Source organism: Paenirhodobacter sp. (genome assembly GCF_041916475.1).
GTDB lineage: Bacteria > Pseudomonadota > Alphaproteobacteria > Rhodobacterales > Rhodobacteraceae > Rhodobacter.
In genome coordinates this window covers 23040-47325 of the sequence record NZ_JAYRZN010000024.1, presented here as the reverse complement: position 1 = coordinate 47325, position 24286 = coordinate 23040, and the positions used below count along the sequence as shown (strand labels likewise).

The 24286-nt window shown below is 67.8% G+C and carries 20 protein-coding genes; 3 read left to right on the top strand and 17 right to left on the bottom strand.

Annotated elements, in window-relative coordinates:
• The first annotated feature begins 102 nt into the window (after positions 1–102).
• Entirely contained in the window at positions 103–1821 is a 1719-nt protein-coding gene (locus tag ACOMG5_RS11320; protein WP_420343909.1) for a sugar phosphorylase, read from the top strand.
• Here ACOMG5_RS11320 and ACOMG5_RS11315 read toward each other — a convergent pair.
• The 3 genes from ACOMG5_RS11315 to ACOMG5_RS11305 all read right to left on the bottom strand — a co-directional run bounded on the left by ACOMG5_RS11315 (position 1818) and on the right by ACOMG5_RS11305 (position 4536).
• Positions 1818–3032: a glycosyl transferase gene (locus tag ACOMG5_RS11315; RefSeq protein WP_420343908.1), complete on the bottom strand. Its 1215-nt coding sequence runs from the start codon at positions 3030–3032 to the stop codon at positions 1818–1820. The genes ACOMG5_RS11320 and ACOMG5_RS11315 overlap by 4 nt on opposite strands.
• Before the next feature lie 18 nt (positions 3033–3050).
• A complete protein-coding gene (locus tag ACOMG5_RS11310; protein ID WP_420343907.1) occupies positions 3051–3797 on the bottom strand; it encodes an HAD-IIB family hydrolase in 747 nt (248 codons plus the stop codon).
• Positions 3798–3903: 106 nt separating this feature from the next.
• Positions 3904–4536 carry an RraA family protein gene (locus ACOMG5_RS11305; protein ID WP_420343906.1) on the bottom strand — a complete coding sequence of 211 codons (633 nt, stop codon included), beginning with the start codon at positions 4534–4536 and terminating at the stop codon, positions 3904–3906.
• A gap of 152 nt (positions 4537–4688) precedes the next feature.
• Here ACOMG5_RS11305 and ACOMG5_RS11300 point away from each other — a divergent pair, with 152 nt between their 5' ends.
• Positions 4689–5624: a LysR family transcriptional regulator gene (locus tag ACOMG5_RS11300; protein ID WP_420343905.1), complete on the top strand. Its 936-nt coding sequence runs from the start codon at positions 4689–4691 to the stop codon at positions 5622–5624.
• Here ACOMG5_RS11300 and ACOMG5_RS11295 read toward each other — a convergent pair whose 3' ends face one another.
• The 14 genes from ACOMG5_RS11295 to ACOMG5_RS11230 form a co-directional block, all read right to left on the bottom strand.
• Complete coding sequence (locus tag ACOMG5_RS11295; protein ID WP_420343904.1) at positions 5625–6866, bottom strand: Zn-dependent hydrolase; 1242 nt, start codon at positions 6864–6866, stop codon at positions 5625–5627.
• A gap of 151 nt (positions 6867–7017) precedes the next feature.
• Entirely contained in the window at positions 7018–8037 is a 1020-nt protein-coding gene (locus tag ACOMG5_RS11290) for a histone deacetylase family protein (protein WP_420343903.1), read from the bottom strand.
• A 21-nt stretch (positions 8038–8058) separates the two neighbouring features.
• On the bottom strand, positions 8059–9423 hold the full coding sequence (locus tag ACOMG5_RS11285) for an FAD-binding oxidoreductase (RefSeq protein ID WP_420343902.1): 1365 nt from the start codon (positions 9421–9423) through the stop codon (positions 8059–8061).
• Entirely contained in the window at positions 9420–10997 is a 1578-nt protein-coding gene (locus ACOMG5_RS11280) for an ABC transporter ATP-binding protein (protein WP_420343901.1), read from the bottom strand. The genes ACOMG5_RS11285 and ACOMG5_RS11280 overlap by 4 nt, the downstream gene beginning before the upstream one ends.
• Complete coding sequence (locus ACOMG5_RS11275; RefSeq protein ID WP_420343900.1) at positions 10997–11833, bottom strand: ABC transporter permease; 837 nt, start codon at positions 11831–11833, stop codon at positions 10997–10999. The genes ACOMG5_RS11280 and ACOMG5_RS11275 overlap by 1 nt, the downstream gene beginning before the upstream one ends.
• A gap of 4 nt (positions 11834–11837) precedes the next feature.
• On the bottom strand, positions 11838–12812 hold the full coding sequence (locus ACOMG5_RS11270) for an ABC transporter permease (protein WP_420343899.1): 975 nt from the start codon (positions 12810–12812) through the stop codon (positions 11838–11840).
• Between the two features lie 52 nt (positions 12813–12864).
• Entirely contained in the window at positions 12865–14412 is a 1548-nt protein-coding gene (locus tag ACOMG5_RS11265) for an ABC transporter substrate-binding protein (protein WP_420343898.1), read from the bottom strand.
• A 162-nt stretch (positions 14413–14574) separates the two neighbouring features.
• Positions 14575–15276: a type 1 glutamine amidotransferase gene (locus ACOMG5_RS11260; protein ID WP_420343897.1), complete on the bottom strand. Its 702-nt coding sequence runs from the start codon at positions 15274–15276 to the stop codon at positions 14575–14577.
• A 133-nt stretch (positions 15277–15409) separates the two neighbouring features.
• Positions 15410–16720: a glutamine synthetase gene (locus ACOMG5_RS11255; RefSeq protein ID WP_420343896.1), complete on the bottom strand. Its 1311-nt coding sequence runs from the start codon at positions 16718–16720 to the stop codon at positions 15410–15412.
• 9 nt (positions 16721–16729) lie between these two features.
• On the bottom strand, positions 16730–17929 hold the full coding sequence (locus ACOMG5_RS11250; protein WP_420343895.1) for a cytochrome P450: 1200 nt from the start codon (positions 17927–17929) through the stop codon (positions 16730–16732).
• Between the two features lie 51 nt (positions 17930–17980).
• Positions 17981–19243: an RNA polymerase factor sigma-54 gene (locus tag ACOMG5_RS11245; protein ID WP_420343894.1), complete on the bottom strand. Its 1263-nt coding sequence runs from the start codon at positions 19241–19243 to the stop codon at positions 17981–17983.
• Between the two features lie 9 nt (positions 19244–19252).
• Positions 19253–20581, bottom strand: a complete 1329-nt coding sequence (locus tag ACOMG5_RS11240; protein ID WP_420343893.1) for a sigma 54-interacting transcriptional regulator — start codon at positions 20579–20581, stop codon at positions 19253–19255.
• Positions 20578–21804 (bottom strand): PAS domain-containing protein, encoded by a 1227-nt coding sequence (locus ACOMG5_RS11235; protein WP_420343892.1) that lies wholly within the window; start codon positions 21802–21804, stop codon positions 20578–20580. Before ACOMG5_RS11235 ends, ACOMG5_RS11240 begins: the two co-directional genes overlap by 4 nt.
• 344 nt (positions 21805–22148) lie before the next feature.
• On the bottom strand, positions 22149–22808 hold the full coding sequence (locus tag ACOMG5_RS11230) for a GntR family transcriptional regulator (protein WP_420343891.1): 660 nt from the start codon (positions 22806–22808) through the stop codon (positions 22149–22151).
• Between the two features lie 181 nt (positions 22809–22989).
• Here ACOMG5_RS11230 and ACOMG5_RS11225 point away from each other — a divergent pair, with 181 nt between their 5' ends.
• Complete coding sequence (locus tag ACOMG5_RS11225) at positions 22990–24279, top strand: NAD(P)/FAD-dependent oxidoreductase (protein ID WP_420343890.1); 1290 nt, start codon at positions 22990–22992, stop codon at positions 24277–24279.
• Positions 24280–24286: the final 7 nt, after the last annotated feature.

Sequence of the window (24286 nt, the reverse complement as noted above, 5' to 3'; positions counted from 1 at the left end):
GCACGGGCGGGCAAAAGCCCCTTTACCCCGCGCCACCCTGCCCTAACTTGAGGGTATCAGGACAGGAGCGGACCCATCCCCGAGACAGCGAAACCCACCGGCTTGCGCGCCCGGCTGCGCCATCTTCTGGCTCAGCTTTACCCCGACCGCGATACAGAGGCCCTGGTGGCCGAGGTGATCGCCGCCTTCTGGCCCGATGGCCGCACCCGGCGGCAGCGGCCAAGGCGCCCCTCGAACAGCCTGTGGTCCGAGGCCGATGCGCTGGTCATCACCTATGGCAATTCGATCACCGATGGCACGCACAGGCCGCTCGATCTGCTGCGCGCCTTTCTGGCCGGGCATTTGCAGGGCGCGGTGAACGGGGTCCATGTGCTGCCGTTCTTCCCGTTCTCCTCGGACGATGGCTTCGCCGTCACCGATTATACAGAGGTCGATCCGGCGCTCGGGGACTGGGGCGATATCCGCCGCCTCGGAGCGCAGTTCAGCCTGATGTCGGATATGGTGCTCAATCATGTCTCGGCGCAAGGGGTCTGGTTCACGGCCTATCTGCGCGGCGAGCCGCCCTATGACCGCTTCTTCATGGAGGCCCGGCCGGAGGACGACCTGCGCGCCGTGGTGCGCCCGCGCACTTCGCCCCTGCTGCGCGCGGTAGACACCGCCGCGGGCCCGCGGCATGTCTGGTGCACCTTCAGCCACGATCAGGTCGATCTGGATTTCCGCAACCCCGAGGTCCTGCTCGAGATCCTGCGCGTGCTGCGGCTGCACATAGATCAGGGCGTGCGGATCATCCGGCTCGATGCCGTGGCCTTTCTGTGGAAGCAGCCGGGCTCGCCCTCGATCCATCTGCCACAGACCCATGCTGTGGTGAAGCTGATGCGGGCGCTCGCGGATTTCGCCGCGGAAAAGGTGATCCTGCTCACCGAGACCAACGTGCCGAAGGCCGAGAACCTGTCTTATTTCGGCCGGCGCGACGAGGCGCATATGGTCTATCAGTTCCCGCTGCCTCCGCTGGTGCTGCATGCGATGCTCTCGGGCACGGTGCGGTTCTTGCGCAAATGGCTGCGTTCGATGCCACCGGCGCCGCTGGGCTGCGCCTATTTCAATTTCTCCGCCAGCCATGACGGGATCGGGATGCGCCCGGTGGAGGGGATCCTGCCGCCCGAGGAGATCGACGCGATGATCGGGGCGGTGATGCAGGCGGGCGGGCTCGTTTCCATGCGCAGCCTGCCGGGCGGGGGCGAGGCGCCCTATGAGCTCAACTGCGGCTATTTCGACGCGATGAGCCGGACCTTCGCCGGCGAGACCACGCAGAAGATCGCGCGGTTCCTGTGCGCGCAATCCATCGTGATGGCGCTGGAGGGGATCCCGGCGTTTTATATCCATTCGCTGCTCGCTACCCCCAACGACCACGCGGCGGTGGCGCGGCGCGGCATCAACCGGGCGATCAACCGCCATCAGTGGGACTATACCGAGCTGCAGGCGCGGCTGGCGGAGCCGGACAGCGATCAGTCCCAGGTGCTGGCAGAGCTGCAGCGGCGGCTGCGGCTGCGCGCGCGCCAGCCCGCGTTCCACCCCAATGCCACGCAGATGACCCTGCAGCTCGATGACCGGCTGCTGGCTGTGTGGCGGCAATCCCTGGACAGAAACCAGTCTGTCTTCGCGCTGCACAATGTCTCCGCCGAAGCGGTGGAGATCGACGCCTATGCGCTCAATCTGATCGACGGCGAGGACTGGCGCGACCTGCTCAGCGGCGAGGCGGTGGACCCGGACGGGCGCATCGCGATGGCGCCCTATCAGGTGCGGTGGGTGTCCAATATCTAGTCCGCGTGGTCGGCCGCCACGGCCGCGCGGAAATCCGTGAGGAAATCCGGGTCCGCGGCGTGGACAAGGTTCCAGTTCGGAATGAAGGGCAGCTCCTGCGGGTTCTCCAGGAAGACCTGGCCCGCCTCGAAGATGTTCTCCGCGAACATCGCGATGGAGCGTTCCTCGCTGTGGCGGTCGAAGTCGAGCCCGTTCATCATCGCGTCGTGGGAATATACCTCCAGCATGTCGAGCGCGCGGCGGTAATAGGTCGCGCGGAGGGTGCGGAAGGTATTGACCGAGAACACCGTGCCATCGGCCGCGAGCTTGCGGAAGATCGCCTTGCAGATATCCATCGACATCCGGTTCAGCCCGGTCTGCGCATCCTCCGGCGAAAGGTCCTGATGCTTGTGGTCGTAGCGGTCCGCGATCTCCACCTGGCAGACGGCGCGCGGCCCGAGGTTGCGCCAGGCCTCCGAGAGCACGCCGATCTCCAGCCCCCAGTCCGAGGGCATGCGCAGATCGGGCAGGGACGCCGTGCGCATCGCGAATTCGCCCGAGAGCGGGTAGCGGAAGGCGCGCAGATAATCGATATAGTCGCGGTCGCCGATCACCTTCTTCAGCGAGATCAGGAGCGGGCTCACGAGGTTGCGCGTGACCCGCCCGCCCATGCGGTTGGAGCCGATGCGCGGGTAGAACCCCTTCGAGAGGTGATAGGGCATCGCCGGATGCGCGACCGGATAGACCAGCCGCGAGAGCATGCCCCGCTCGTAGGTGACGATGTCGCAATCGTGGATCGCCATCACCGCGCTGTCCTGGCAGGCGATGAGATAGCCGATGCAGCCCCAGACGTTGCGGCCCTTGCCCGGCTCGATCGGGCCGAGCCCGAGCGGCTCCAGCCGCTCCATCACCTGCTGCACCCGCGGCCCGTCGTTCCAGATCACCACATGGTTCTGCGGCAGCTGCGAGAAGAATTCCCGCGCGTGGCGGAACTGCGCGGCGTCGGCCTGATCGAGCCCGATGATGACCCGGTGCAGGTATTTCACCTTCGCAAGTTCGGCGAGGATATGGGGCAGCGCGTCCCCCTCCAGCTCGGAATAGAGCGAGGGCAGGATCAGGCTGATCTTGCGGGTCTGGGCGAAGGTCTCCAGCCGGTATTCCAGCTCCTCCAGCGGGCGCGTCCGCAGGTCGTGGAATTGCGCGATATTGCCGTTTTGCTGAAAGTCAGCCATCGGTCCCTCCGTTGCGGTTCAGTGGCCGAGATCGGCCAGAATGCGCCCGAGCCCTTCGGCCCATCCGGCCGGGCCGGAGGCGGTGCTGCGCAGGATCCGGCCATGGCTTTCGCCGGGCATGGGCGGCAGGCCGGGCCCGTGATCGTTGCGCACGATGACGCCCCGGTCCGCGGCGGCGATCATTTCGGCGTCATTGGGCGCATCGCCAAGCGCGATCACCACATCGGGGCGGAAGCGCGCGCGCAACGCCGGGATCCAGCCGGCCTTGCTGCCGCCCAGGCCGAGGGTCAGGAACCTGCCCCCGCGCCGCACGGTAATGCCCTGCGCATCCAGCGCCGCGCAGAAATGCGCGAGCTCCTCGTCGGTGCCGCTCCAGAGGCCGGGCTCGGTGTGCTGGCGCCGCTGCGCGAGCGCGGCCTGCGCGGGGCTCAGCCCGGTTACGGCCGCGATCTCGGCGGTGCTCATGGCGCCAAAGCCGCGGAGCGGGGCGCGGAGTGCCGCGAGCGCCGCGCGGATGCGGCGATAGGCGCTGTCGTCCTGCGCTCCATCATGCAGCGCGGCACCGTTCTCCACGATCGCGGGCCAGGCTCCGAGCTCGAGGCGCTCTTGCCAGAAAGCGATCTCCGCAGCGGTTTTGGAGGAGGCAAGAATGACCGGCACCTGCGCATGCGCGAGCCGCGCGAGCATAGGCTGCGCGGGCGCGAAATCATAGGTTTCGTGGTCGAGCAGCGTTCCGTCGAGATCGGTCAGGATCAGCAGGCGCACCGGGCCTCCGTTGCATGCGGGGTGGATGGCTTTGCCGCTCAACGCCCGCCGCGGGCTTCGGTTCCCTCTTTTTTGCGAAGATCATCCCGGAAGATGAAATAAGTGTTCAGCTGCGCACAGGATGGCGGAGCCTGTCCTCCGGGTGAAGCCGCGGCGCGACCCGGTTCAGGGCCTCGCCCGCGCGGATCCGGCGCAGCAGTTCGGCCTCCTCCGCCTGGTGGCGCAGCGCTGTGGCGGCGGCATCTGCGGTCTTGGCCGGATCGAGCACCACGACGCCGCTCTCATCGGCGAGGATCACATCGCCCGTGCGCACCTGCGCGCCGCCGCAGGTGACGATCCCGCCAATATGGCCGGACATGCCCTGATTGCGGGTGGTGAGGGGCGAGCGGCCGCGGCACCACACCGGCAGGCCGATGGCGATCAGCGTGGAAATATCGGTCACGAAGCCGTCGATGACGAGCCCGGCCACGCCGCGCTCAAGCGCCGCGGTGCCGCTCAGCGCGCCGAGGCAGGCGTGGCGCAGATCGCCGCAGCGGTCCACCACCACCACCGCGCCCGGCTCCGCGACGGAGAGCGCCTCGATCAGCGCGGAGCCATCCGCCCCGGGCAGCCGCACCGTGAGCGCCGGGCCCCAGATGCGCCGCCCCGGGATCAGCGCCTGAATGGCGGGCGCCATGAAGCCGTCGGTCAGGAACTGGCCGAGGGTGGCGGTCTCCACTTGCGACAGATCGGGCAGCATCGGCATCCTTGCGGTTCGTTCACCCGGGCAGGCTAGGCCGCCGCCCCCGGGAAACCCACCCGCAATCCGGCGCCGGGGTGATCCGAAGAATAGCCGCAGCCTATGTCTGGGCGCTGTCATGCGTGCTAGAACTGCGTCAGAAAGGACCAAGCATGCCGCAACGCCCCGATCTGTCCGACCTGAACTGGAACCTGCTGCGCAGCTTTTGCGTGATCGCCGAAGAGAAGGGGATCACCCGGGCTGCGCGCCGGCTGAACATGAGCCAGCCTTCGGTGAGCCTGGCGCTGCAGAAGCTGGAGGAAAATCTCGGCTGCCAGCTCATCTTCCGCGGCAGCCGGCATTTCGCGCTGACGCTGCGCGGCGAGAAGATCTATCAGGAATGCTCCGAAATGTTCCGCGCGGTGGACCGGATCGGCACGCTGGCGGAGGACCGCAACGACGAGGAATTCGGCGAGCTGCGGCTGTTCCTGATCAGCGGGTTGCGCTCGCCGCTCTTCGATGAGGCGATCCGGCTCTATCATCAGCGCTACCCGTCGATCAGCTGGCGCATCGACGTGCTGAATTCGCCCGAGATCGTGCGCCGGCTGAACCAGGACAAGGCGGGCCTCGGCATCTGCCTGCTGACCAAGCCGATGATCAATCTGGAATGCCGGCACCTGTTCCGCGAAGAATTCGGCATTTTCTGCGGGGCGGAGCATCTGCTTTATGGGCGCGCAGAGGTCTCGGTGCGCGATCTGCAGCAGGAGCCCTTCGTGGCCTTCACCTGCGCGATCGAGGGGATCGGGCTCGAGCCGATGGTGATGGCGCGCGAGGGGCTGGGCCTTGGCAACCGCATCTCGGGCTCCAGCCACGACCTGCAGGAGGTGCAGCGGATGATCGTCTCGGGCGTGGGGATCGGGCTCTTGCCGGTGCCTTCGGCGGCCGACGAGGTGGCGGCGGGGCGGCTCTGGCCGCTGCGCCTCACGGATCAGCCGCTCGGGGCCGATCTGTTCCTGGTGTACAATCCGCAGACCCCGCCAACCCCGCCCGAGCAGCGGTTCATCGACCTGATCGACGAACTGCTGAAGCTGTATCCCGGAATGATGTGATCAGCGGTCGGCGCGCGCCACCACCGCATGCAGCAGCATGTTCAGCGCCGGGGCGATATCCTCCGGGGTGCAGTTTTCGTTGTTGTTGTGGGTGATGCCGCCCTTACAGGGGGTGAAGATCATCGCGGTGGGGAAGCGGGGCGCCATGTGATAGGCGTCATGCCCCGCCTGGGACTGGATATCGCGCCAGTTGTAGCCCTGGCGGATCGCCTCGCCGCGGATCAGCCCGATCAGGCCTGCGTCAAATATATCGCCGCCCCAGACCCATTCATCCTCGATCATGGCGGTACAGCCCGCGCGCGCGGCGGCTTCCTGCGCGGCCCGGCGCATCTTCTCGGCCATGACGCGGGCGGTGATCGGGTCGGGGTGGCGCACATCGGCCACGCATTCGGCGGTGTCCGACAGGATCCCGGGCTTGTTCGGCCAGGCCGCGAGCCGCGAGCCGGTCGCTTTGCCGTCATGCACGGCATAATCCCAGCCGATATCATCGACCGCGGTCAGGAAGCGCGCCCCGGCCACCAGCGCATTGTGGCGCAGGTCCATCGGCGTCGGGCCGGTATGGGCGGTCTCGCCGGTGAAGCGCACGCGGATCCCGTGGCTCGGGTAGCCGCCCGTCACCACGCCGACCTCGCGGCCCTCGGCATCGAGGATCGGGCCTTGTTCGATATGCAGCTCGAAATAGGCATCCACCTCCCCGCCACAGGGCTTTTCGCCCAGATAGCCGATCCGGGCCAGCTCATCGCCGAAGCGCGCGCCGTCATCCGAAATCAGATCATGCGCCCAGTCCAGCGCATAGCGCCCGGCATAGACGCCCGAAGCCACCATCGGCGGCGAGAAGCGCGCGCCTTCCTCATTGGTCCAGTCGACGATGACGAGCGGGCGGCGGGTCACATGGCCCGCGTCGTTCAGGCTGCGCACCACCTCCAGCCCCGCCAGCACCCCGGCGATGCCATCGAAGCGGCCGCCGTTGATCTGGGTATCCAGATGCGATCCGATCATCACCGGCGGCAGGGTCGGGTCCGTGCCTTCGCGGCGCCCGAAGATGGAGCCCATCGTGTCGATCTCCACCGTGAGCCCCGCCTCGCGGCACCAGGAAACGAAAAGGTCGCGCATCTCGCGGTCGCTGTCGGTCAGGGTCAGGCGCGCGAGGCCGCCGGGGCGGCCCTGGCCGATGCCGGCGGAGGCTTCGATCGTAGACCAGTATCGGCTCAGGCTGGCGCGGCTGTCGGGGGTGAAGCTCATGGCGGGTCTCCTGTTGGGTTGCTCCAAGTGAACCAGCCCGAGGAGAGAAGCGCAAATAGGCGCCGTCTATGCCTATGATATAAAAATATAAAGTCAGATGCGCGCATGCCAACCGGCCCCGTTCCCGGGGCCGGTTGGCGCGGGCTTTGGCTCAGGCCTGAAGGCCGCTCAGCAGGCTGGTGAGGTTTGCATGCAGGCAGGGCTGCATGTAGCCGCCCTCCTGGACGCTCAGCACCGGCAGGCCCAGCGAACCGATCGCGCGCCCGATCCGGCTGAAGCCCTCGGTCGTGACTTTCAGGCCCTGGAACGGATCGTCCTCATGCGCATCGAGGCCCTGTGCCACGACGATCACCGTCGCGCCGAAGGCCGCGATCTGCTCCAGCGCGCGGTCGAGCGCGCGGAGGTAGCCCTCGGTATCGGTCCCGCGTGCCAGCGGCAGGTTCAGGTTGTAGCCAAAGCCGCGGCCTTCGCCCACTTCCTGCGCGCCGCCCGCATAATAGGGGTAGAACGCCGCCGGATCGACATGCAGCGAAATGGTGAACACGTCGTCGCGGGCATAGAAGATGCCCTGCGTGCCATTGCCATGGTGCACGTCGATATCGAGGATCGCTGGGCGATGGCCCTGCGCGCGCAGATATTCGGCCGCGATTCCCGAATTGTTCAGGAAGCAGAAGCCGCCCGCGATTTCCGAATAGGCATGGTGCCCGGAGGGGCGCGAGAGCGCATAGCAGCGGCGCTCGCCTGCGAGGATCTGGTCCGCGCCGGTCAGCGCCGTTTGGGCCGACCAATATATCGCATCCCAGCTGTGCTCCGAAATCGGGCAGGAGGTATCGGCATTGTGGTAGCCGATCTGCGCCTCGGTCTCGTAGGAATAATGCACCTTGCGGTCCGGGCTGATCCGGCTCGGCACCACCTCGGCCAGATCGGGCACCGTCTCCTTGCGCCGGTCATAGATCGTGCGCAGGAAGGCCAGATAGCGCGGCGTGTGCAGCGCCGCCAGCGGCGCCATGCCATGGTCCACGCTCTCGCTCAGCGTGAGGCCCGCGGCCTGCGCGCCCTTCAGCAGCTCGGCCACGCGCTCGGGCCGGTCGGTGTTCAGGATCACCTTCCCGTCCTGCAGCCGGAAGCGCGGGTCGTGCCGCCGCTGCCGTTCGTCGAAAATCACCTTCATCATCTGCTCCTGTTCCCCGGGTCAGCCTTGGGGGAGGGTCTTGCCCGGATTGAGAATGCCCTGCGGATCGAATGCGGCCTTGATCCGGCGCATCATCTCGAGCGCCACCGGATCCTTGTAGCGCGCCATCGGCGCGAGCTTCGAGAGCCCGACACCATGCTCCGCAGAAAACGTACCGTTCATCTCCATCGCCAGCGCGTCGATTTCCGCGCGCAGCGGCGCCATCAGCGCGGCTTCGGTCGGGTAGCAGCAGTAATGGATGTTGCCGTCGCCCAGATGCGCGACCGAGGAGACCTCGCAGCCCGGATCGACCGCGCGCAGCCGCGGCTCGATCGCGCGCAGATATTCCGGCACGCATTCGCGCGGCACGGCGATGTCGGTGTCGATCACCGGATGCTTGCGGAAGGAAATCTCGGCCGCGGCTTCGCGCCGGGCCCACATCTCGCGCCGTTGCGCCTCGTTCTGCGCGATGACCGCATCGGTGACGATGCCGCGCTCCATCCAGCCCGCCAGAACCTCCTCCAGCGCGTCTCCCAGCGGCCGTGTCGCGGCCAGCTCAATGAGAAGGTTCACCGCATGCGGCGCCGCAAAGGGCTCGCGCGCCTTCGGATCGACCAGGAAGTGCCCCTCGACGAAGCTGCGCGGCATGAATTCGAACGCCACCACCGCATTTCCGGATGCATCCTGCAGCGCGTTGAGCAGCGCGCCTGCCGGATCCAGCGTCTCCATCGCCACCATCGCTGTGGCGCGTTCGCTCGGGCGCGGGTGCAGCTTCATGATCGCGCCGGTGATGATGCCGAGCTGCCCCTCGGCGCCGATCATCAGGTCGCGCAGATCGAAGCCCGCGTTGTTCTTGTGCAGCGCCTGCATCAGGTCCATCACCCGGCCATCGGCCAGAACCACTTCGAGCCCGAGGCACAGATCGCGGGTGTTGCCGTAGCGCAGCACATTGGCGCCGCCCGCATTGGTGGAGAGCACGCCGCCGATCATGGCGGAGCCCGAGGCCCCGAAGGCCAGCGGGAAGATCAGCCCGTGGTCTTCGGCGGCCGCGTTCAGCGCATCGACGATGACGCCTGCCTCCACCACCGCCACCCGCGCCTGCGGGCGGATTTCGCGGATCCGGTTCATCCGGTCCAGGGCGATCACGAGCGCATCCGTGCCGAGCGCGCCGCCATTGAGCCCGGTATTGCCCGAAACCGGCACCACCGGGATGCCGCGGGCCGCGGCGAAGCGCAGCACCGCGGCCACTTCGTCGCGGCTGCCGGGGCGCAGCACGACGCGGGGGCTGCCCGTGTAATGGCCGGTCCAGTCCCGCGACCAGCGGGCCATGTCGGTGCCGGTGAGGACATTGGCCGCGCCGACGATTTCGGCAAGTTCCGCGATCATTGCAGCTCGAGCCCCGGTGCCGCATCCAGCAGGCTGCGGGTGTACTCTTCGCTGGGTGTGCGGAACACCTGCGCCACCGGGCCGAGCTCGACGATCCGGCCCTGGCGCATCACCGCGATCCGGTCGCAGATCTTGCCCGCGACGCGCAGGTCGTGGGTGACGAAGATCATCGTGAGCCCGAGCCGCGCCTTCAGATCCTCCAGAAGGTCGAGAACCTGCGCCTGAACCGAGACATCCAGCGCCGAGACGGCCTCATCCGCCACGATGATCTCGGGCTCCAGCGCCAGCGCCCGGGCGATGCCGATCCGCTGCCGCTGCCCGCCCGAGAATTCATGCGGGAACCGCTCCATCGCGCTCGGCTTCAGGCCCACCAGCTCCAGAAGCTCGCGCGCCCGCGCTTCGGCGGCGGCGCGGGGCTTGCCATGGGCCACGGGGCCTTCCGTCAGGATGCGCCCGATCCGCGCGCGCGGGTTGAGCGAGGCGTAGGGGTCCTGGAAAATCATCTGGATCCGCCGCCGGTGCGCCTTCAGCGCCGCGCCGCGCAGATGCGAAATGTCCTTGCCGTCCATTTCGATGGTGCCGGCATCGGGCGTGATCAGCTGCACGATGGCGCGCCCGAGGGTGGATTTGCCCGAACCGGATTCGCCCACGATCCCCAGCGTCTCGCCCTTCATCAGATCGACCGAGACATGATCGGAGGCCTTCACCACCCGGTCGCCGGTGCGGAACTCCTTCACCAGGTCGCGCACGCGCAAAAGCGGCTCCGCCTTCGGCGCGGTTTCGGTGAAAACCACCTTCGGGATCGCGTCGATCAGGCGGCGGGTATAGGGGTGATCGGGCGTCACCAGCACCCTGGAGGCCGGTCCCTGCTCCACCAGCTCGCCGAGCTCGATCACGGCGACATCATCGGCGATTTCCGAGACCACGCCGAAATCATGGGTGACGAACATCACCGCCATGCCGTGACGGGTCTGGAGCTCCTTGATCAGGAGCAGGATTTGCGCCTGGGTGGTCACGTCGAGCGCGGTGGTGGGCTCGTCCGCGATCAGAACCTTCGGCTCCAGCGCCAGCGCCATCGCGATCACCACGCGCTGGCGCTGCCCGCCCGAAAGCTGGAACGGATAGGCGAATTGCGCGCGCTCCGGATCGGGGATGCCCACCTCGCGCAGCAGCTGCAGCGCGCGAAGGGCCCGCTCCGGGGGTGTCAGGCGGCCATGGGCCTCGAACACCTCGGCAATCTGTGCGCCGATCTTCATCAGCGGGTTCAGCGCGGTCATCGGCTCCTGGAAGATCATCGCGATGCCCGCGCCGCGCAGGTCCTGATACTGGTCCTCGGTGAGGCGGGTGATGTCGCGCCCCTCAAAAAGGATCCGGCCGGAGCCCACGGTGACGCCCTTGGGCAGCAGCCCCATCACCGCATTGGCCGACATGGACTTGCCCGAACCGGATTCGCCCACGATGCACAGGGTGCGGCCCGGATAAAGCGCGAGCGATACATCGCGGATCGCATGCGGCCGGTCCGCGCCGGGGGGCAGGTCGATCGTCAGGTTCTGAATGCTGAGGGTCGGTTCCATCAGGTCCTCCGGCGCGACAGGCGCGGGTTCAGCGCGTCGTTCAGGCTTTCGCCGATCAGGTTCAGCGCCAGCACCGTGAGCACGATGGCGACGCCGGGGAAGAACGAGAGCCACCAGGCCTGGCGGATCACCGTGCGCGCGGCGCCGATCATGTAGCCCCAGCTCATCATGTTCGGATCGCCAAGCCCGAGGAAGCTCAGCGAGCTTTCGAGCAGGATCGCCGAGGCCACCATCAGCGAGGCCATGACGATGATCGGCGAGATCGCATTGGGCAGCACCTGGCGCAGGATGATCTGTGGCGCGGACAGGCCCTGCAGGATCGCCGCCTCCACATATTCGCGCTTGCGCAGCGAGAGCACCTCGCCCCGCACAAGGCGCGCCACCGGCGGCCAGGAGACGATGCCGATGGCAAGCGTGATCGAGACCACCGAGGGCTGGAAGATGGCCACGATGACGATGGCGAGCGCAAAGCTCGGCACCGTCTGGAAGAATTCGGTGACCCGCATCAGCGCATCATCGACCCAGCCGCCGAAATAGCCCGCAAGCGCCCCCATCGGGATGCCGATGATCAGCGCGGCCAGCGTGGAGACCAGCCCCACCAGGAGCGACACCCGCGCCCCATGCGCCAGCCCCGCCGCCACGTCGCGCCCGACGGTATCGGTGCCGAGCAGGAATTTCGCATTCTCGAACGGCGGCAGGAACGGGCGCGATACCATCTTCCACGGATTGCCCGGGAACAGCATCGGCGCCGCCACCGCAACCGCCACGATCAGCACCAGCAGCACGAGGCCGATCACACCGCCCCGGTTTGCCGCGAAACGTTTCCAGAATTCCATCGGCTCACTCCACGCGGATGCGGGGATCGACGATCCCGTAGACGAGATCGGTGATCAGGTTGAACAGGATCACCATCGCGGCCGAGACGAAGAACACCCCCAGAAGGACGTTGTAATCGCGCTGCGTGAGCGCCTCGAACATCAGCCGCCCGATGCCGGGCCAGGCAAAGACGGTTTCCGTCAGCACCGCGCCGCCGACCAGCTGCCCGGCTTGCAGGCCCGCCAGCGTGACGATCGGCAAAAGCGCATTGCGCAAAACGTGGCGGCGCTGGATCACGGCCGGAGCGAGGCCCTTGGCGCGTGCGGTTTTCACGAAATCCATCTGGCTCACCTCCAGCATGGAGGCGCGGGTCATCCGGCTGTAGACGGCGGTGAAGAACAGCCCGAGCGAAACCGCGGGCAGCACCAGATGCTCGGCGATATCCAGCGCGCGGCGCAGGCCGGTGAAGCCAGAGCCCACGGTTTCGTAGCCGAAGGGCGGCAGCCAGCCGAGCGTGACCGAGAACAGCAGCACCCCCATCAGCGCGGCCCAGAACAGCGGCGTTGCATAGAACAGGAGCGCCACCGAAGAGATCAGCGTATCGGACCATTTGCCGACCCGGCTTGCCGCCAGCACCCCCGCCAACACGCCAAAGCCGAGCGAGACGAGGAAGGCCGTCCCGGTGAGCAGCAGCGTCGCCGGGAGGCGATCCAGGATCAGGTCCAGCACCGGCATCTGCTGGCGGTAGGAATAGCCCAGATCCAGCCGCGCCACATCGGCGACATAGGTCCAGAGCTGTATATAGAGCGGCTGATCCAGGCCGAATTTCTCGCGCAGCTGGGTCAGGAAGATCTCGTCCGTCGCCCCGGCTTCGCCCGCCATAACGGCGGCCGGATCCCCGGGGGCGGCGTGGATCAGAAGGAAATTCAGAACAAGAATGGCCAGCAGCACGATGGCGGCCTTGGCCAGTCGCCCGACGACGCGGGTCACGATCTTCATGGCGGGTATCCTCGGGCGGAAACCCCGGGCCGTTGCCGGCCCGGGGATTGCGTCACTTCTCGATATAGGCGTTCTTGAACCCGTCGTTCAGGCCGATGCCCGTCGTGATCAGGTCCTTGACATTGCAGCGGCTGATCGTCGGCATGCCGAGATCCAGCAGCCAGGCATTGGGCACCTCGTCGGTGAGGATCTGCTGCACCTCGCTATAGGCCTCCTGGCGCTTGGCCGGGTCGATCGTGCCCGCGCCCGCATCGAACAGCGCATCCACCTTCGGGTTCGAATAGCCCTCGACGTTGTTCCAGGGCGAGCCCTTGGCGATGTTCGAGGAGATATAGGTCCGCGACACGCCGAGCGCCGGATCGCCGTATTGGTACAGATAGGTGGTGGAGAGGTCGAAGTCCCAGTCGGAGAGCTTCTGGTTCCAGCCGGCCACATCCGTCGCCACGATCTCGACCTTGATGCCCACATCCTCGAGGTTCTGCTTGATCACCTCGCCGAGCCGCATCCAGGTCTCGCCATAGGGCATCGGCACGAGCTTCAGCGTCTCGCCCTTGTAGCCCGAGGCCTTCACCAGCGCCTTCGCCTTCTCCGGATCGTAGGCATAGGGCTTGATGCCGGTGTCGTTGTATTTCGTCGATGCCGCGAAGGGCCCGTTCGAGACCTTGCCCAACCCGTTGAACAGCGCGTCCTTGATGAAGTCGCGGTCGATCGCATACATGATCGCCTGGCGGAAATCCTTGTTCGCGGTCGGGCCCTGGCGGTTGTTGATCCAGACCCAGCTTTGCGGCGCGAAGAATTCCCAGCCCGATTCCGTCATGCAGGTGTTCTCCAGCGCCGAGACCCGCGGAATGTCAAAAGTCTCGATCGAGCCTGCCGGCAGGATATCGACCTGCCCGGTCTCATAGGCCACGGCGCGCGAGGCCGCATCCGGGATCACATGCCAGTAGATCTCGTCCAGATAGGGCTTGCCTGCGTCCCAGTAGTCGGGGTTCTTCACCAGCTTGATGAAGGATCCCTTCTGCCATTCGCCGAATTTGAACGGGCCGGTGCCGATCGGGGTGTTGTTGGCCGGGTTGGTCTGGAAATCGGTGCCCTCATAGATGTGCTTCGGCACGATCGGCATCGAGCCGACCTCGAAGCTGTTCAGGAACGGGCCGAAGGGCGATTTCAGCTTGAACACCACGGTGTTCGCATCGGGCGCGGTGATGGTGTCCACATGGGCGAGGATGGCGCGGAACCGCGGGTGTTGCTTGCGCAGGAACACATCGGCGGTGAACACCACGTCATCGGCGCTGAAGGCCGCGCCATCATGCCATTTCACGCCCTGTTGCAGGTGGAACGTGTAGGTCAGCCCGTCTTCCGAGACCTCCCAGCTCTTCGCGAGCGAGGGCATCGGGTTCAGCCCGGTGTCGTAGCGCAGCAGGCCTTCATAGATGTTGCCCGCGATCTGCTGGGTGGGCGCGTTCTGCACGAGGCCCAGCATCAGGCTCGGCGGTTCGGGCTGGATCACGACATTGGCGCGCCCGCCCGCGACGGGTTCGGCCACGGCCGGAGCGAGGGTCAGGAAGCTGGCCACCACGGCGGCGAGAATGCGATTCATCGGTTTTCCCTGTTCAAAGCAGCGTGCGATAGTGCTGTGGGCGGGGTTTCTGCGGGGCCATTTCCGGCCACCGGCCCGCCTCTGAGCCGGACTATTCGGCAAGGCGGCGGGTTTCGCAAATAGCCCCGGCCTATCGCTGCGATAAATGAGCCGCCTGCGGGGTCAGGCCTTGTCGCGGAAGAGCCGCGCCGCGCGCTGCGCGACCGCCCGGGCATCGACCTGTGCCGTCGCGAGCGCGGCAATCGTGGCTTCGGCCTGTTCGGGCGGGATCGCGCTGCCCGCGAGGTCGCGCGCGAGCGCCGCGGAGAAGGTCTTGTCGAATTCGGGGTGGAATTGCAGCGAGATCGCCGGGAAGCGGTAGCGGATCGCGCCGATCGGGCAGGAGGCGTTGCCGCCGACATGGGCCGCGCCTTCCGGCAGCGTTTCCACGCGGTCCTGGTGGAAGACGATCATGGTGCCGTCGGCGAGGCCAAATTCGGGGTCGAAGCGATATTGCTGCGGCCCGGTCCGGAACCCGAGCGGAGATTTTGCCACATGGCCGCCGAAGGCCGCGGCCATCACCTGATGCCCGAAGCAGACCCCGACCATCGGCACCTCCGCCGCAGCGACGGCGCGCAGGAAGGCCTGCAGCCGCCGCATCCAGGGCAGGTCCTCATAGACCCCATGCGGCGAGCCGGTGACCAGATAGCCGTCGAAGGCCGCGGGGCTGGCGGGCAGAGGCGCATCCTCGAGCACCCGGATCGTGGAGAACACCGCTTCGGGCAACTCCGGGCGGAGCCAGGCCTGCAGCTGATCCGCCGGCTGGCCATGCGTGGCCACCAGCGTTTCGGAATTCAGTCCGGTCTCCAGAATGCAGATCTTCATGGGCTTCTCCGGATGCCCCGGGCTTCTCGGCCGGGGTGCTGCAATTGTGCAGCGGGTGATGATCAAATACAGCGGCCAGGGCAGCAGCACCTGGCGCAGATATGCGCCGCCAGGGTGCGAAGGTCCAGCGGCCTCAGCCTTCCAGATAGCGCCGCCGCTCCGCCGCCGTCACCTCGCGGGCAAGGCTCGCGGTTTCCGCCGCGCAAAACGCCGCGAAATTCTCCACGAAAGGCGCGCCGAACAGGACCTGCGCCCGCTCCGACGCCCGCAGCCGCACTGTGGCCTCCTGGAGCGTGACGGGCAGGGGCGTGCCGGTGATGTCGTCCGGGCCGGCTTCGGGGGTGGGGTCGGGGGCGCTCAGCCCGCGCTCGATCCCGTCGAGCCCGGCTGCGAGCATCAGCGCGAGCGTCAGATGCGTGTTGCAATCCGCGCCCGGCAGCCGGAACTCCAGCCGCGCCGTCTCCTCCGCAGAGGGGCAGGAACGCACCGCGGTGGTGAAGCACCACTCCGACCAGTTCACCGATTTCGGCGCCCATGTCCCCGGCGCGAAGCGGCGGTAGGCATTGACGGTATGGGCCGCGAGCGCGAAAGTCTCGGGGACGAGCGCGATCATGCCCGCGATGAAGGCGCGTGCGAGGGGGTTCGTCTGCCCGTCCGGGGCGGCGAACAGGTTCTGCCCGGTGCTCCGGTCCAGGAGCGAGAGCGTCAGATGGCCGCCGAGGCCCGGATACTCCGGCCCGAGCGAGGGCATGAACGTGGCCGTCAGGCCGCGCCCGCGGGCGAAGGCGCGCGAGGCCAGCCGGAAGAAGGCGCCGTCATCCGCGGCCTTGAGGCCCGATGTGGCGCCCAGCGTCGCCTCGAAGCAGCCGGGGCCCAGCTCGCCGCCAACCCCGAAGAGATCAATCCCGTGGCCGAGCAGGGCCTGCTCCCATTCGGTGACGAAGCCCGCCTCGGCGGCGCCCGTGGTGCCGGACCAGCATTTGTTGTCCTCGGCATAGGGGGCGGGGGGCGCAAAGCCCTTCTCGCGCAGGCTGGTGGCGGTTTCGCGCAGGAAGATCACCTCGAATTCGAAGGCCGCGCGCACGTCGAACCCCATCTGCTTCGCCCGCGCGAGCTGCGCCTTGAGCACATTGCGCGGCATGATCGGCGCATATTGCCCGGCCAGATCCGCAATCAGCGAGGCCGCATGCGGCTCGAAGGCGAAGGGGCGCAGCGAGGCCGGATCTATCTCCAGCCGTTCGGTGCGGTACGGGCCGCCGCCGATCAGCCCCTCGCCCGCGTCCCAATGGCCGAGCAGATTGGCGAATTGCGGCGCCCGCGCCCATTCGGCGAAGGCCGCCCGGCGCAGGCGCCGTTCGCGGAACAGGCCCATGTTGTCGAACTGGCCGACATGGAGGATGTCGATGCCGCGGGCATCGAGCGTGGCGAGCAGGTCTTCGAGCATCGGCTGTCCTCAGGCGTCAAAGGCGATGGGCAGGCGCAGCAGGCCGGTGTTGCCGCTGTCGCGCAGATATTCCGGGGTGCCGTCCAGCCGCGGGTTGCGCAGCCGGCGCGCCAGCAGGGCCAGCGCCTCGGTCATGTCGCCGCGGGCGATGAAATGGCCGATGCAATAATGCGCGCCGAGGCCGAAGCCGAAATGGTTCTTGCGGTCTGTCACGGTGATGTCGAAGCCCGGGGTCTCGAAGGCGCACGGGTCCGAGCAGGCGGCCTGGCTGAACATGTGGACGGTGGTGCCGGCGGGAATGGTCAGCTCCTGGAACTCCAGCTCCTCCAGCGTTTCGCGGGTGACCCAGGTGACGGTCGGGCGCACCCGCATCACCTCCTCCACCGCGGGCCGCGCGAGCTCCGGATCCGCGCCCAGCAGGGCCCATTGTTCGGGATGCTGCACGAAGACATCCATCGCCAGGGCCACCTGGCTGCGGGTGGTGTCGATGCCGCCGAAGATCGACAGCACGATGGTGTCGATCATCTCCTCCTCGCTCAGATGCGCCGCGTTCTCGTCATGCGCGCGGATCAGCGACGAGACGAAGCCATCATCGAGCCCGCCCGCGCGCAGCCTGCGCACGATACCGCGGGCATAATCCACCATCTGATCGGTCGCGGCATTCACCTGCGTCTGATCCTGCGTGTAGCTCGTCCCGAGCGCGAGACCCATGTCCGCCGCGAGGGTGACCAGATGGCGCCAGTCCTGATGCGGGGTGTCGAGCAGCAGGCAGATCACCCGCGTGGCATAGGGCTCGGAAAACTCCGAGACGAACTCGCAGCGGCCCCGGTCGATGAAAGCGTCGATGAGCTCATTCGCAAGCGCCTGGAACTCCGGGCGCAGCACCTTCACGATCTTCGGCGAAAAGGCCGGGGCGGCCAGCCTGCGCAGGCGCTGGTGATCCGCGCCCTCGCGGTTCAGCATGATCCGCAGCCACCAGTCGGCAAAGCTGCCGGTGGCGTCGTTATGCGCGGGCCAGGCATGCGAGCCCTGGCGCAGGCGCGGGTCGCGGATCAGCTTCGCGGCTTCGGCATAGCGCAGGATGGCGATGCCGTAATTGGTGCGGGCGTACCAGCTTTTCTCGCGCGCGGCAGTCACCGCCTCCGAACGCATCGAGAAATCCGGGGCGGAGAGGTCCAGATAGGGGATATCGTCGGTCTGGCTGTCCATCGTGGGGCTCCTGTCGGGATCGCGGCGGATGTCTCCCCGCCTGCTGGTGTATCATGCAAGATCCGTGCCACCGCCTGCGCCCCGGCGCCTTTCGGTGGCGCCGGGGATCCCGGCACGTACGCGATATTTGGCCACCGTGCGGCGCGCGACGCTGTATCCCGCCGCTGCGAGCCGAGCCGCGATCTGGGCATCCGTCAGCGGCGCGGCGGCGGGCTCCGCACGGAGGATGGCCCGGATTTCCGCCATCAGCCGGGGCGGGGAAAGCTCGGCCTCCGCAGGCCCGATTGCGGTGGTGAACAGGCGCTTCAGCGGAATCGTGCCGGCCGGGGTCTGCATCCAGACGGCATTGACGACACGGCTGATCGTGCTCTCGCTCAGCCCGATACCGCGGGCGAGATCGCGCTGCGAGAGCGGTTGCAGAAGGGCCGGGCCGCCCTCGAAACAGGCGCCCTGCCGGCGGACCAGCTCGGAGCCGATGCGCAGGACCGTGCGGTGGCGGTGCGCGACCGCGGCGCGGATCCAGCGCGCCGTACCGAAGGCTGCGCGCAGCTCCTTATCGGCGCCGCCGATCTGGCGCAGCAGATCCCCGTCTACCGATACCGTCGGCAGGGCAGAGCGGTTGAGCGCGAGCATCCAGCCCGCCGCCCCGCGCCGCAGCAGCAGATCCGGCACGACGATCTGTGCGGGTGCGGCGGAGAAGGCCAGTCCCGGCTGCGGATCGAGCAGGCGCAGCCGCGCGAGGGCGGCCTCCACCCGCGGGCGCGACATCCCGCTGCGGCGGGCAAGCAGGCCCGGACCGCCTTCGGTCAGCGCATCCAGGTGGCCGAGCAGCCCGAGCGCATCCGCATCGGGCGGGCCATGCTCCTCCAGCTGCAGCCGCAGACATTCGGCGAGGCCCCGCGCGAACAGGCCGGTGGGCTCCATCCGCTGCAGCTTCTCCAGCACGCGGCACAGCGCGCCGGGCGCGAGGCCATGCGCCTCAGCGATGGCCTCCGGCGTCTCGCGCAGCCAGCCCGAGGGCGCCAGAGCCTCGGCCAGCAGCAGCGCGAGGCGGCTTTCGGCCCGGGTCAGGCCGCACAGGGGGATCTGGCTCAGCACATGCCCGATCAGGCTCGGGCGCTGCGCCTCGGGTTCGCGGGGCGGGGCAGGCGGCGGCGCGCGTACATGCAGGAACGGGTTGTGCTGCGCGAGATCGCGCAGCGCGCTGCACAGGTCTTCGGCTCCCATGCCGAGCAGCGCGATTGCCTGTCGCAGCTCCGGGGTCAGCGCCGGAATGTGGCGCGCCTCCAGGCCGAGCGACAGGTCTATCTCCATCGCCGCCCCCTAACCCGCGGGCCGCGTCTTGCGCACGATCGTGCCGATATCGACCGCCAGCGCCGCGGCCGCGCGCCGCTTGCTGCCATGCGTGCGGATCGCGGCCTCGATCAGGCCCCGCTCGAATTCGGCCACCTGCGCCTGCAGCCCGCCGCTGGCCGAAGGCAGCGCCGGAGCCGGGTCCAGCCGGGCCATCACTTCGGTCTCGCTCATCACCATCAGCTGCTGGAGCAGATTGTTCAGCTCGCGGATGTTGCCGGGGTAGCCATGCGTTTTCAGCCGCCCGAGCAGCTCCGCGCCGACTTCCAGCGGCTCCGGCAGGCGCTGGTTCATCGCCTGGACGAAGCGCGCCACCAGATGCGGGATCAGCTCCGGCGTTTCCCGCAGCGGGCGCAGCGCCAGCTCGATCACCGCGAGCCGGTAGTACAGATCGAGCCGGAACCGCCCCTCGGCCACCATCGCGCGCAGGTCGCAGTTGGTGGCGCAGATCACGCGCAAGGTCACCGGCTTTGGCCGCATCGCGCCCACCCGCTGCACGGCGCGCTCCTCCAGAAAGGCGAGCAGCTTGGCCTGCAGCGGCAGCGGGATCTCCCCGATTTCGTCGAGGAACAGGGTGCCGCCATCGGCCTGCTCCGCCAGCCCCTTCTTGCCGGTGCTCAGCGCCCCGGTGAAGGCGCCTTTCTCATAGCCGAAGAGCTCCGTTTCAAACAGCGCGGCGGGAATGGCCGCGCAATTGACGGCGACGAACGGGTCGTCAGGCGCCGCGACATAGCCATGCAGGTGCCGCGCGATTTCGGTCTTGCCGACGCCGCTTTCGCCGGTGATCAGCAGGTTCGCGCCCTGCAGCAGGGCCTTTTCGCCGCGGGCTATCATCATGTCCAGATGGCGGCAGATCTGCCGCTGGCGGGCAAAATCGGGGCGCAGCTTGCGCGCGGCGGCAAAGCCCTCGGCCGGAGGGCGCCCGCCGCCGGCCGCGCGGCGGCGCCCGTGATCCAGCACCTCCAGGTCGCGCAGCTGCATCACCATGGCGCTGCCCGGGCCGATCCGGCGCAGGGCCACAAAAACCGCGGCCCGCAGCCCGCCGCGCAGCAGGAAATCGCCGTTCGCGCCCTCGGCCAGTGCCGCGAGGACGGCCTCCCAATCGTAACCGCCGGTGGCACCGAGCCGCCCGAAATCCTCCCCCGCCAGCTCTGCCGGGCGCAGCCCCAGCATAGCGCTCGCCTCTGCGTTCAGAAACAGGATCCGCCGATCGGCCGCGACGACGACGACACCATCGGGCAGGGCGCCGAGGCCGCGCAGGATGGTTTCGGTAGCCGAGACGGGCGGGGCTGTGCTCATGCCGCCCCCTGGCCCAGGGCTTCGGCCGGGTGCGCCGCCACCCGGCGCAGGGTGATGGTGATCCAGGCCTCACCATCGAGGCTCAGCCGGGCTGCGTTCAGCTCTGCTGCGATGGGGCCATCGGCCGTGCGGATTTCGGTGCGGATCGGGGCGCGCAGTCGGCCGGTGGCACTGCGCTCCAGCAGCCCGGCCAGAACGCGGGCCTGGGCTTCCGGGCCGACGAGCCGGTCGAAGGGCTGTTCGCCGATGCAATCGGGGGGGAGGGCGAACAGGGCCTCCGCCGCGAGATTGGCATGCGCGACGATGCCCGCCGCATCCACCACCAGCAGCGGATCCGGCACGGCCGCCAGCATCTGTTCGAGCCCGGCGATGCGCTTGCGCAGTGCCTGCACGCGGTGCAGGTGCTGGGTCACGTCGCGCACCGTGCCCCACATGCGATAGAGGCGGTTGTCGCGGATATGGCCGCGGACATCGTTCTCGACGGGGACGGTGGTGCCATCGTAGCGGGTGTCGTAGGAGAGCGCGCGGGCGACATCGAAGCCATTCCGGATCAGCTCCAGCGCGAAGCTCTCGTTCTCCGGATTGCGGCCGAAGACTTCGCTGACGGGCCGGTCGTTCAGATCTTCGCCGTCGGGCAGGCCGTAGAAACGGCCCATGGCCGCATTGCACAGCCGCCAGCGGCGACGGTTGCCGAAAATCTGCCGGACGATCTCCTGTTCGGGCGCGGAAAGGTCCACGGGCTCGTCGAATTCGATGCACCAGCCCGGGTCGGCCGAGCAGGCGACGATATCGGCGAGAATGGCCAGCTCTTCCGCCTGTGGCGGGCTCAGCGCCGCAGGCGCGCGGATCCATTTCGTGAGCTGCAGGAGTGGCGTGCCATCGGGCGCCCTGTGGCCGCCCGCGATTGCGAGGGCATGGAACGTCCGGCCATCGCGGTGCCGGAGCTCCAGCGCGCGCGGGACCTCCCCGGGGGGCGGAGAGCGAAGCAGCTGGTGCAGGTGGTCGCAGGTGCCCTGCAGGTAGATCCGGGACATGGGCTGGCCGATCAGTTCCGCCACATCATAGCCGAGCAGCTGCGCCTGTTCGGCATCGCAGCCGCGGATCGTGCCGTCACCCGCAAGGGTATCGACGAGCACGCGGCGGTCGTCTGGCTGATCGGCGTCGGTCATCCGGTCCCCGGTCTTCTGCGGGCGGGTGCTGCCCTGCGGGCCCAATTCTGTCATGCGCGGCTCCGATCCTGTCAATGCATGCTGTTTCGCCCCGAGGCGCCCGGGCGGCGCACCCCGAGGCCAATGCCCTATTCTTGCAAGGGCGATGCCAGCGCGCGTCGTATACACAAAAACAAGTGGCGCGGCGGTGAGCGGCTAAATTTTGAGCGTATCCATGCGGTTTCGGGCCTTCCGGAGCGGCTGTACCGCCCGTGGCACGGGATTTGCATAGGGATTCGGGAGGGCCTCGCTCCGCAAATCCTGCGGGCAGGGCGCAAGAGGAGAGCTGCATGCACGCAATTGCCTCGGGCAGATCTGAGCATTCCGGCGCGGCGCGGGCGCGCTTGCCGGCGCGCCGCTCAGCGTTCGGTGCCGAGGCCTGCCTTGCGGATGAAGTCCATGCCCTGGGTGACATCGCTGCGCAGGGCGGCGACGAAAGCGTCCTTGTCGCGCTGTGCAAGGGCCGCGATCGCGTGTTGGTGGTAATCGATCGCTACGGGCTCGGCGCCATATTCCCGCGCGATATAGCGCATGGATGGCCCGTATTGCAGCCACAGCGTTTCCGCCAGCCGCAGCAGCGTGGGCGATTCCGCCTTACGGTAGATGCGGAAGTGAAAATCGAAATTCGTGCGCATATACAACTGGATGTCGTGGTCCTCGATGGCGCGGTCCATCACTGTGTCGGTCTCGATCATGAAGTCCAGATCGGCCTGGGTCAGCGCGCCGAAGGCCATGCGGGCCAGTTCCGGCTCGAGCTGGCTGCGGGCGAACAGAACGTCGCGGTGATTGGCAAGGCTCATCCGCGGCACTTCGATCGTCCGGCTGTCCACGAAGCACAGCGCGCCCTCCGCCACCAGCCGGCGCACCGCATCGCGCACCGGGATGACGCTGACCCCACGCTGCTGCGCGAGCGCGCGGATCGAAACCCTGTCCCCCGGAAGCAATGCACCGCCCCAGATCTGCTGGCGCAGCTGGTCGTGAATCAGGTCCGCAACGGTGTCAGGCTGATAGGCGCTCATTTTTTAATCTCTTGCGGGCAGGGCGCATTCGGATTGCGCGAAATCTCTGGACTCATGATGTTATACCACGCCATCATGTATTATAACAGATGGGTGGCGCGAATTGTTCCGCAGGTTTGCGCAGCAATCCGCCCGCAACCCGCGAGACCCACCTGACCCGTTGCCACTGAGGGAGCCCGACTTGGCCGAGACGCATACCGGATCCTACTACGCCGCGACCGCGATCCCGCGCCCGGGTTTCCCGCGGCTGGAGGGCGAGACCGAGGCGGATGTGGTGGTGATGGGGGGCGGGTTCACCGGCGTGAACGCGGCGCTCGAGCTCGCCGGGCGCGGGCTGCGCGTGTTGCTGCTGGAGGCCAATCGCATCGGCTGGGGCGCTTCGGGGCGCAATGGCGGGCAGATCACCGGGTCGCTCTCCGGCGACAGGGCGATGGCCAGCGAATTCCGGCGCACGCTGGGCCCGGCGGCGGATGCCTATATCTGGGATTTGCGCTGGCGCGGCCATGACATCATCAGGCAGCGGGTCGCGCGGTTCGGCATTCAATGCGACCTGAAGCACGGGCACCTGCAGGCCGCGCTCACGCCCGCCCATGCGGCAGAGCTGCGGGCCATGGCGGCGGAGGCCGCGGCGCGCGGAATGGGCGATCAGGTCTCTTATGTGGAGGGGGCGGCGCTGCGCGATCTGGTGGAGATCCCGCTCTATATCGGCGGGGTCTACAACCGGCGCAACATGCATGTGCATTCGCTGAACCTGGTGACGGGGGAGGCGCAGGCGGCCGCGAGCCTCGGCGTGCGGATCCATGAGGACAGCAAGGTCGAGGGCATCGATCATGGCCCGCGCCCCGTGGTGCGCACGGCGCAGGGGCGGGTGCGCTGCGACATGGTGCTGATGGCGGGCAATGCCTATCACCGGCTGGCGCAGGGGCGGATGCGCGGGGCGCTATTCCCGGCCGCGCTCGGGATCGTGGCGACGGAGCCGCTGCCCGAGGAAACGGCGCGCGCGATCAACCCGCAGGACATCGCGATCTACGACAACCGCTTCATTCTGGATTATCACCGGCTGACGGCGGACCGGCGGCTTCTGTTCGGGGGCGGCACCAATTACAGCGGGCGGCCGAGCACCGACCTTGCCTCCGAGCTGCGCCCGGCGATCGAGCGCACCTATCCGCGGCTGAAGGGCGTGCGGATCGATTATCAATGGTCCGGCCAGGCCGGGATCATCCCGAACCGGATCCCGCATCTGGGACGGATTGCGCCCAATGTCTTCTATGCCGAAGGCTATTCCGGCCACGGCATCGCCACTTCGCATATCGTAGCCGAAATTATGGCCCGGGCGATGACCGGCGACACCGGGGAATTCGACACATTCGATGCCGTGCGGCGCCTGCGCCTGCCGGTGGGCCAGTGGCTGGCCCATCAGGCGCTTGCGCTCGGCATGGCCTGGTTCGCGCTCAAGGAGCGCCTGCGCTGAGAGGACA

Excerpts from the sequence above, each read along its gene's own strand:
- ACOMG5_RS11315 (WP_420343908.1), bottom strand. The coding sequence starts at position 3,032 with ATGGCTGACTTTCAGCAAAACGGCAATATCGCGCAATTCCACGACCTG.
- ACOMG5_RS11305 (WP_420343906.1), bottom strand. The coding sequence starts at position 4,536 with ATGCTGCCCGATCTGTCGCAAGTGGAGACCGCCACCCTCGGCCAGTTC.
- ACOMG5_RS11300 (WP_420343905.1), top strand. The coding sequence starts at position 4,689 with ATGCCGCAACGCCCCGATCTGTCCGACCTGAACTGGAACCTGCTGCGC.
- ACOMG5_RS11295 (WP_420343904.1), bottom strand. The coding sequence starts at position 6,866 with ATGAGCTTCACCCCCGACAGCCGCGCCAGCCTGAGCCGATACTGGTCT.
- ACOMG5_RS11290 (WP_420343903.1), bottom strand. The coding sequence starts at position 8,037 with ATGAAGGTGATTTTCGACGAACGGCAGCGGCGGCACGACCCGCGCTTC.
- ACOMG5_RS11285 (WP_420343902.1), bottom strand. The coding sequence starts at position 9,423 with ATGATCGCGGAACTTGCCGAAATCGTCGGCGCGGCCAATGTCCTCACC.
- ACOMG5_RS11280 (WP_420343901.1), bottom strand. The coding sequence starts at position 10,997 with ATGGAACCGACCCTCAGCATTCAGAACCTGACGATCGACCTGCCCCCC.
- ACOMG5_RS11275 (WP_420343900.1), bottom strand. The coding sequence starts at position 11,833 with ATGGAATTCTGGAAACGTTTCGCGGCAAACCGGGGCGGTGTGATCGGC.
- ACOMG5_RS11270 (WP_420343899.1), bottom strand. The coding sequence starts at position 12,812 with ATGAAGATCGTGACCCGCGTCGTCGGGCGACTGGCCAAGGCCGCCATC.
- ACOMG5_RS11265 (WP_420343898.1), bottom strand. The coding sequence starts at position 14,412 with ATGAATCGCATTCTCGCCGCCGTGGTGGCCAGCTTCCTGACCCTCGCT.
- ACOMG5_RS11260 (WP_420343897.1), bottom strand. The coding sequence starts at position 15,276 with ATGAAGATCTGCATTCTGGAGACCGGACTGAATTCCGAAACGCTGGTG.
- ACOMG5_RS11255 (WP_420343896.1), bottom strand. The coding sequence starts at position 16,720 with ATGCTCGAAGACCTGCTCGCCACGCTCGATGCCCGCGGCATCGACATC.
- ACOMG5_RS11250 (WP_420343895.1), bottom strand. The coding sequence starts at position 17,929 with ATGGACAGCCAGACCGACGATATCCCCTATCTGGACCTCTCCGCCCCG.
- ACOMG5_RS11245 (WP_420343894.1), bottom strand. The coding sequence starts at position 19,243 with ATGGAGATAGACCTGTCGCTCGGCCTGGAGGCGCGCCACATTCCGGCG.
- ACOMG5_RS11240 (WP_420343893.1), bottom strand. The coding sequence starts at position 20,581 with ATGAGCACAGCCCCGCCCGTCTCGGCTACCGAAACCATCCTGCGCGGC.
- ACOMG5_RS11235 (WP_420343892.1), bottom strand. The coding sequence starts at position 21,804 with ATGACAGAATTGGGCCCGCAGGGCAGCACCCGCCCGCAGAAGACCGGG.
- ACOMG5_RS11230 (WP_420343891.1), bottom strand. The coding sequence starts at position 22,808 with ATGAGCGCCTATCAGCCTGACACCGTTGCGGACCTGATTCACGACCAG.